This window comes from Variovorax sp. KBW07 (assembly GCF_003852515.1).
Classification (GTDB): Bacteria; Pseudomonadota; Gammaproteobacteria; order Burkholderiales; family Burkholderiaceae_C; genus Variovorax.
In genome coordinates, this window is sequence record NZ_QAJK01000042.1 from 1 (window position 1) to 5,162 (window position 5,162).

The window sequence follows — 5,162 nt, forward strand, 5'->3', positions numbered from 1 at the left end:
GGGCGCGCCCTGAACGACGGCAACGCCCAAGAACAACGCGACGGCCAAAAGAACGGACCGTCATCCTCAGGCCCCCGCGCGGCGACGTTGCCACGCCTGCAGGCCATTGATGACCAGCAGCAACAGGAACGAGATCACCAGCATCACCAGTGCTACGGCCGTGGCGCCCGCATAGTCGTACTGCTCCAGCTTGCCGATGATGATCAGCGGCGTGATCTCCGAAATCATCGGCATGTTGCCCGCAATGAAGATCACCGAACCGTACTCGCCGATGGCCCGTGCGAAGGCCATCGCAAAGCCCGTCAGCAGCGCCGGCGCGATCGACGGGAAGATCACCCGCGTGAACGTCTGCAGCCGCGTCGCACCCAGCGACGTCGCGGCCTCTTCAAGCTCTTTCTCGGCGTCTTCCAGCACCGGCTGCACCGTGCGCACCACGAACGGCAGCCCGATGAAGATCAGCGCGATCACGATGCCCGCCGGCGTGAAGGCCAGCTTGATGCCGTGTGGCTCCAGCAGCTGGCCGATCCAACCATTGCCCGCGAGCAGCGCCGTCAGCGAAATGCCGGCCACCGCCGTCGGCAGTGCGAACGGCAGGTCGACCAGCGCATCGACGATGCGCTTGCCCGGAAACTTGTAGCGCACCAGCACCCAAGCCACCAGCAGGCCGAACACCGCATTCACCACCGCCGCCAGCAGCGAGGCGCCGAAGGTCAGGCGGTACGACGCCATCACGCGCGGTGCTGTCACCGCCACCCAGAACTGTTCCCAGCTCAGTGTGAAGGTCTTGAAGACCAGCGCCGACAGCGGGATCAGGACGATCAGGCACAGGTAGAAGATCGAAAAGCCGAGCGTGATGTGAAAGCCCGGCAGCACGCGCTTGCTGCCCCCTGCCCGGTTGGCACGCGAAAGCGGCGCTCCCGCGGACGGGAGCGCCGATGAAACAGCGCCGCTCATTTACTTCGCGCCAGGCGTGTAGAGCTTGTCGAACTGGCCGCCGTCGTTGAAGTGCACCTTCTGCGCTTCGCCGAGGCTGCCGAACAGCTCCTGCACCGTGAACAGCTGCAACGGCTTGAAGGTCGATGCGTACTTCTTGAGCACCGTCTGCGAACGCGGGCGCAGCGCGTGCTTGGCGGCAATTTCCTGCGCTTCCTCGGAGTACAGCCAGTCGAGGTAGGCCTTGGCCAGTTCGCCGGTGCCCTTCTTGTTGACGGTGCGTTCGACCACGGCCACCGGGTTCTCGGCCACGATGCTGATCGACGGATACACCGAGTCGACCTTGCCGGTGCCGAACTCACGGTCGATGGACACCACTTCCGATTCGAAGGTGATCAGCGCGTCGCCGATGTTACGTTGCAGGAAGGCCGTGGTGGCGTCGCGGCCGCCGCGTGCCAGCACCGGCACGTTCTTGAACAGCTTGCCCACGAACTCGGCGGCCTGCGCATCGGTGCCGCCCTTCTTCTTGATGTAGCCCCAGGCCGCCAGGTAGGCGTAGCGCCCGTTGCCGCCGGTCTTGGGGTTGACGATCACCACCTGCACGCCGGGCTTGACCAGGTCGTCCCAGTCCTTGATGCCCTTGGGGTTGCCGTTGCGCACGAGCAGCAGCATGGTCGACGTGGTCGGCGATGCGTTGTCGGGGAATTTCTTGCTCCAGTCCTTGGCGACCACGCCGGTACCGGCCAGGAAGTCGATGTCGGTCGAGGTGTTCATGGTCACCACGTCGGCGTCGAGGCCGTCGGCCACGGCACGCGCCTGGGCGCTGGAGCCGCCATGCGACTGGTCGATCTTGACGTCCTTGCCGGTGGCCTTCTTGTAGTGCGCCACGAAGGCTGCGTTGTAGTCCTTGTAGAACTCGCGGGCCACGTCGTACGAGGCGTTCAGCAGCCCCGTGCCCTGGGCAAGGGCGGTGTTGCCGGCGAGTGCGGAGGACGCCAGCGCGAGCACGGCGACGAAGGTCTTGATTCTGGAAGTCATGTGGTTGCCAGGTTTTCTGAAAATTCACGCCCCGCCGGCCAGGCGGCGGGTTCGTCGGTCAACGATTGCAGCAGGGCCAGGCCGAGCGGCCAGTCTCCGTGCCCCGAATCGATGTTGATATGGCCCGCATTCTGCATGCGCACGAACTCGCTGCCCCAGGCGCGGGAATAGGCCCCCGCGAGCCGGATCGGGCAGTAAGGGTCGTTGCTGCTGGCCACCACGATGCTGCGGTACGGCAGCGCCGCATACGGCACGGGCGCGAAGTCGGACAGCACCGCGCGGCGCTCGGGATCGGCCGGCGCCACCAGCAGCGCGCCCTGGATGCGGGCGGCGGCCTCGGGCGGCAGGTGCGCCGTGGCAATGCAGCCCAGGCTGTGCGCCGCGATGACCACCGGACCGGGCGTCTCGAGCACCAGCTTGGCCAGCGCGGGCACCCAGGCGTCGCGCTTGGGCGAGGCCCAGTCGTCCTGCATCACCCGCGCCGCGCCCGGAATGCGCTCTTCCCACAGGCTCTGCCAATGGCCGGGCCCGGAGTCGCGCCAACCGGGCACGATGACGACACGGGTTTGCATGCGAATGCTGCCTCGTCGCTTACTTGTTGGGCTGCGGCGTGATGCGCAGGTAAGGCTTGACGGCCTTGAAGCCCTTGGGGAAGCGCTCCGCCAGCTCGGCCGGGTCCTGGATGCTCGGCACGATGACCACGTCGTCGCCGTCTTTCCAGTTCACGGGCGTCGCCACCTTGTGGCTGTCGGTGAGCTGCAGCGAGTCGATCACGCGAATGATCTCGTCGAAGTTGCGGCCGGTCGATGCCGGGTAGGTGATGGTGGTGCGAATGACCTTCTTCGGGTCGATGATGTAGACGCTGCGCACCGTGGCCGTGGTCGAGGCGTTCGGGTGGATCAGGTCGTACAGGTCGGCCACCTTGCGGTCGGCGTCCGCGATGATCGGGAAGTTGACGGTGGTGTTCTGCGTCTCGTTGATGTCGCTGATCCACTCCTTGTGCTTGGTGGCCGGATCGACGCTCAGTGCGATGGGCTTGACGCCGCGCTTGGCAAACTCGCCCGACAGCGCCGCCGTCTTGCCGAGTTCGGTGGTGCACACGGGCGTGAAGTCGGCCGGGTGCGAGAAGAACACGATCCAGGAGTTGCCTGCCCACTGATAGAAGTCGATGGGGCCTTCGCTGGAATCCTGGGTGAAATTGGGGGCGGTGTCGCCGAGTCGCAGAGTTGCCATGGTCGCTCCTGAATGGATGAGCCCTGGATTGTGCGAAGCGCGGCATCAATGCCAAACGAATATCTGCTTGTTTGGATATGACGTTTTCCGCATAACGAATTCTGGAGACGACACTCGAGCGCTATCGTTTGAATAGCGCGGTTGCTCCGTACGACGCCACCATGCGCCTGTTTAGCCTCAGAACATGCGCATCTGATCGTTCTGCAGGTGCTCCGCCAGAAAGTCGATCAGTCGCCGGATCGCCGGCACCAGCGCCCGCCGCGCCGGAAACACCATGTGCGCCACCACCGGCGACGGCCCCCAGCCGGGCAGCAGCCTGACGAGCCGACCGGCCTCGATGTCGGCCCGGCACATGTAGTCGGGCAGCATCGTCGCACCCACCCCGCCCATCGTGCCGAACTGCAGCGTGGCCAGGTCGTCGGCGACATAGCGCGGCGAATGAGCGTACACGAAGACCTCGCCATTCGGCCCCTCGAGCCGCCACTCGGCGCGCCCTTCCCCATTGGCGGACATCGCCGCCGTCGGCAGCCTGGCCAGGTCGGCCGGCGTGTCCACCGGTCCGTGCTTCGCCAGCAACTCGGGGCTCGCGACAAGCACGCCGCGGCTGTAGCCGAAAGTCTTGGCCACCAGCACCGTGCTGTCTTCGATGAAGGGCCGCACGCGCAGCGCGATGTCGATGCCTTCCTCGATCAGGTCGACCGGCCGGTTGATCACACGCATGTCGATGCGCACCGCCGGATAGCGGTCCATGAAGACCGGCATCAGCTGCGCCAGCCCGCTGTGCGCGATGGTCACGGGGCACGTCAGGCGCACCACGCCGCTGGGCTCGGTCTGTACCTGCGCCACCGCCTCGGCCGCGGCCTGTGCCGCATCGCGCATGGCGGACGCGTGCCGCAGGTAGATCTCGCCCGCCGGCGTGAGCGACAGGCGCCGGGTGCTGCGCTGCATCAGCTGCACGCCGAGCCGCTCTTCGAGGTCGGCCACGCGGCGCGACAGGCGCGACTTGGGAATGCCCAGCGCCCGGCTGGCCGCCGCAAAGCCGCCGCGTTCGGCCACTTCGGCAAAGAAAACCATGTCGTTGAGGTCTTGCATGGCGTCAATTGTCCTGCAGATAGAACGATCTGGTCAATTTTTGGCTACTTATCAGCCACTCGATCCAAAAATAGAATTCTCACATCGCCGGCCACCTTGAGCGCCGACACCCTCACTAGAAAGTGAACGACATGAAGCTGCTCCACATCGACTCCAGCATCCTTGGTGCCTATTCGACCTCCCGCCTGCTGACGGCGGAAACCGTGGCCGCCTGGAAGGCTGCGCACCCCGACACCACCGTCGAGTACCTCGACCTCGCCGTTGATGCCCCTTCGCATTTCAGCGCAGACGCCATCGCGATCAAGACCGGCCCTCAGGCCGAGCCCACCGAAGCCCAGCAACGCGAAAACGCGCTGTCGGAAAAGCTGGTGAGCCAGTTCCTGGCGGCCGATGTGGTCGTGGTGGGCGCACCGCTCTACAACTTCTCGATCCCGACCCAACTGAAGGCCTGGATCGACCGCCTCGGGCAGGTCGGCCGTACCTTCAAGTACACGGAAACGGGCCCGGTGGGCCTGGCTGGCGGCAAGACGGTGATCGTGGCTTCGAGCCGCGGCGGCGTCTATTCGACCAGCGATTGGGGCCAAGGCGCCGAACACCAGGAGAGCTACCTGAAGGTGGTCTTCGGCTTCTTCGGCATTACGGACGTGCGGTTTGTGCGTGCCGAAGGCGTGGCGATGGGCGACACCGTCAAGGCAACGGCCCTGGCCTCTGCCCGCGCCGACATCCTGATGGCCACCGCGGAAGCGGCGAACCAGCGGGACGTGGCTCAGGCTGCCTGACCCTCTGTCGCGCCATTGAAGAAGCCGCCTTTGTGGGCGGCTTTTTTGCGTCTGTGGTCTGTGTTTGGGAGCGGGGTCATTCAGGGC

At 65.6% G+C, this 5,162-nt stretch carries 6 protein-coding genes; 1 reads left to right on the forward strand and 5 read right to left on the reverse strand.

Features of this window, described 5'->3' with window-relative positions:
* Positions 1-66 precede the first annotated feature (66 nt).
* The 5 genes from cysT to DBV14_RS08995 all read right to left on the reverse strand — a co-directional run bounded on the left by cysT (position 67) and on the right by DBV14_RS08995 (position 4,296).
* A complete protein-coding gene (gene cysT, locus DBV14_RS08975) occupies positions 67-954 on the reverse strand; it encodes a sulfate ABC transporter permease subunit CysT (RefSeq protein ID WP_124458841.1) in 888 nt (295 codons plus the stop codon).
* Positions 955-1,971: a sulfate ABC transporter substrate-binding protein gene (locus tag DBV14_RS08980; protein ID WP_124458842.1), complete on the reverse strand. Its 1,017-nt coding sequence runs from the start codon at positions 1,969-1,971 to the stop codon at positions 955-957.
* On the reverse strand, positions 1,968-2,543 hold the full coding sequence (locus DBV14_RS08985; RefSeq protein ID WP_124458843.1) for an alpha/beta hydrolase: 576 nt from the start codon (positions 2,541-2,543) through the stop codon (positions 1,968-1,970). Before DBV14_RS08985 ends, DBV14_RS08980 begins: the two co-directional genes overlap by 4 nt.
* Before the next feature lie 19 nt (positions 2,544-2,562).
* Positions 2,563-3,204, reverse strand: a complete 642-nt coding sequence (locus DBV14_RS08990) for a peroxiredoxin (RefSeq protein WP_124458844.1) — start codon at positions 3,202-3,204, stop codon at positions 2,563-2,565.
* 177 nt (positions 3,205-3,381) lie between these two features.
* A complete protein-coding gene (locus DBV14_RS08995) occupies positions 3,382-4,296 on the reverse strand; it encodes a LysR family transcriptional regulator (protein WP_124458845.1) in 915 nt (304 codons plus the stop codon).
* A gap of 131 nt (positions 4,297-4,427) precedes the next feature.
* Here DBV14_RS08995 and DBV14_RS09000 point away from each other — a divergent pair, with 131 nt between their 5' ends.
* Entirely contained in the window at positions 4,428-5,075 is a 648-nt protein-coding gene (locus DBV14_RS09000; RefSeq protein WP_124458846.1) for an FMN-dependent NADH-azoreductase, read from the forward strand.
* Positions 5,076-5,162: the final 87 nt, after the last annotated feature.

Coding starts and splice junctions, on each gene's coding strand:
- cysT (WP_124458841.1), bottom strand. CDS start 954: ATGAGCGGCGCTGTTTCATCGGCGCTCCCGTCCGCGGGAGCGCCGCTT.
- DBV14_RS08980 (WP_124458842.1), bottom strand. CDS start 1,971: ATGACTTCCAGAATCAAGACCTTCGTCGCCGTGCTCGCGCTGGCGTCC.
- DBV14_RS08985 (WP_124458843.1), bottom strand. CDS start 2,543: ATGCAAACCCGTGTCGTCATCGTGCCCGGTTGGCGCGACTCCGGGCCC.
- DBV14_RS08995 (WP_124458845.1), bottom strand. CDS start 4,296: ATGCAAGACCTCAACGACATGGTTTTCTTTGCCGAAGTGGCCGAACGC.
- DBV14_RS09000 (WP_124458846.1), top strand. CDS start 4,428: ATGAAGCTGCTCCACATCGACTCCAGCATCCTTGGTGCCTATTCGACC.
- DBV14_RS08990 (WP_124458844.1), bottom strand. CDS start 3,204: ATGGCAACTCTGCGACTCGGCGACACCGCCCCCAATTTCACCCAGGAT.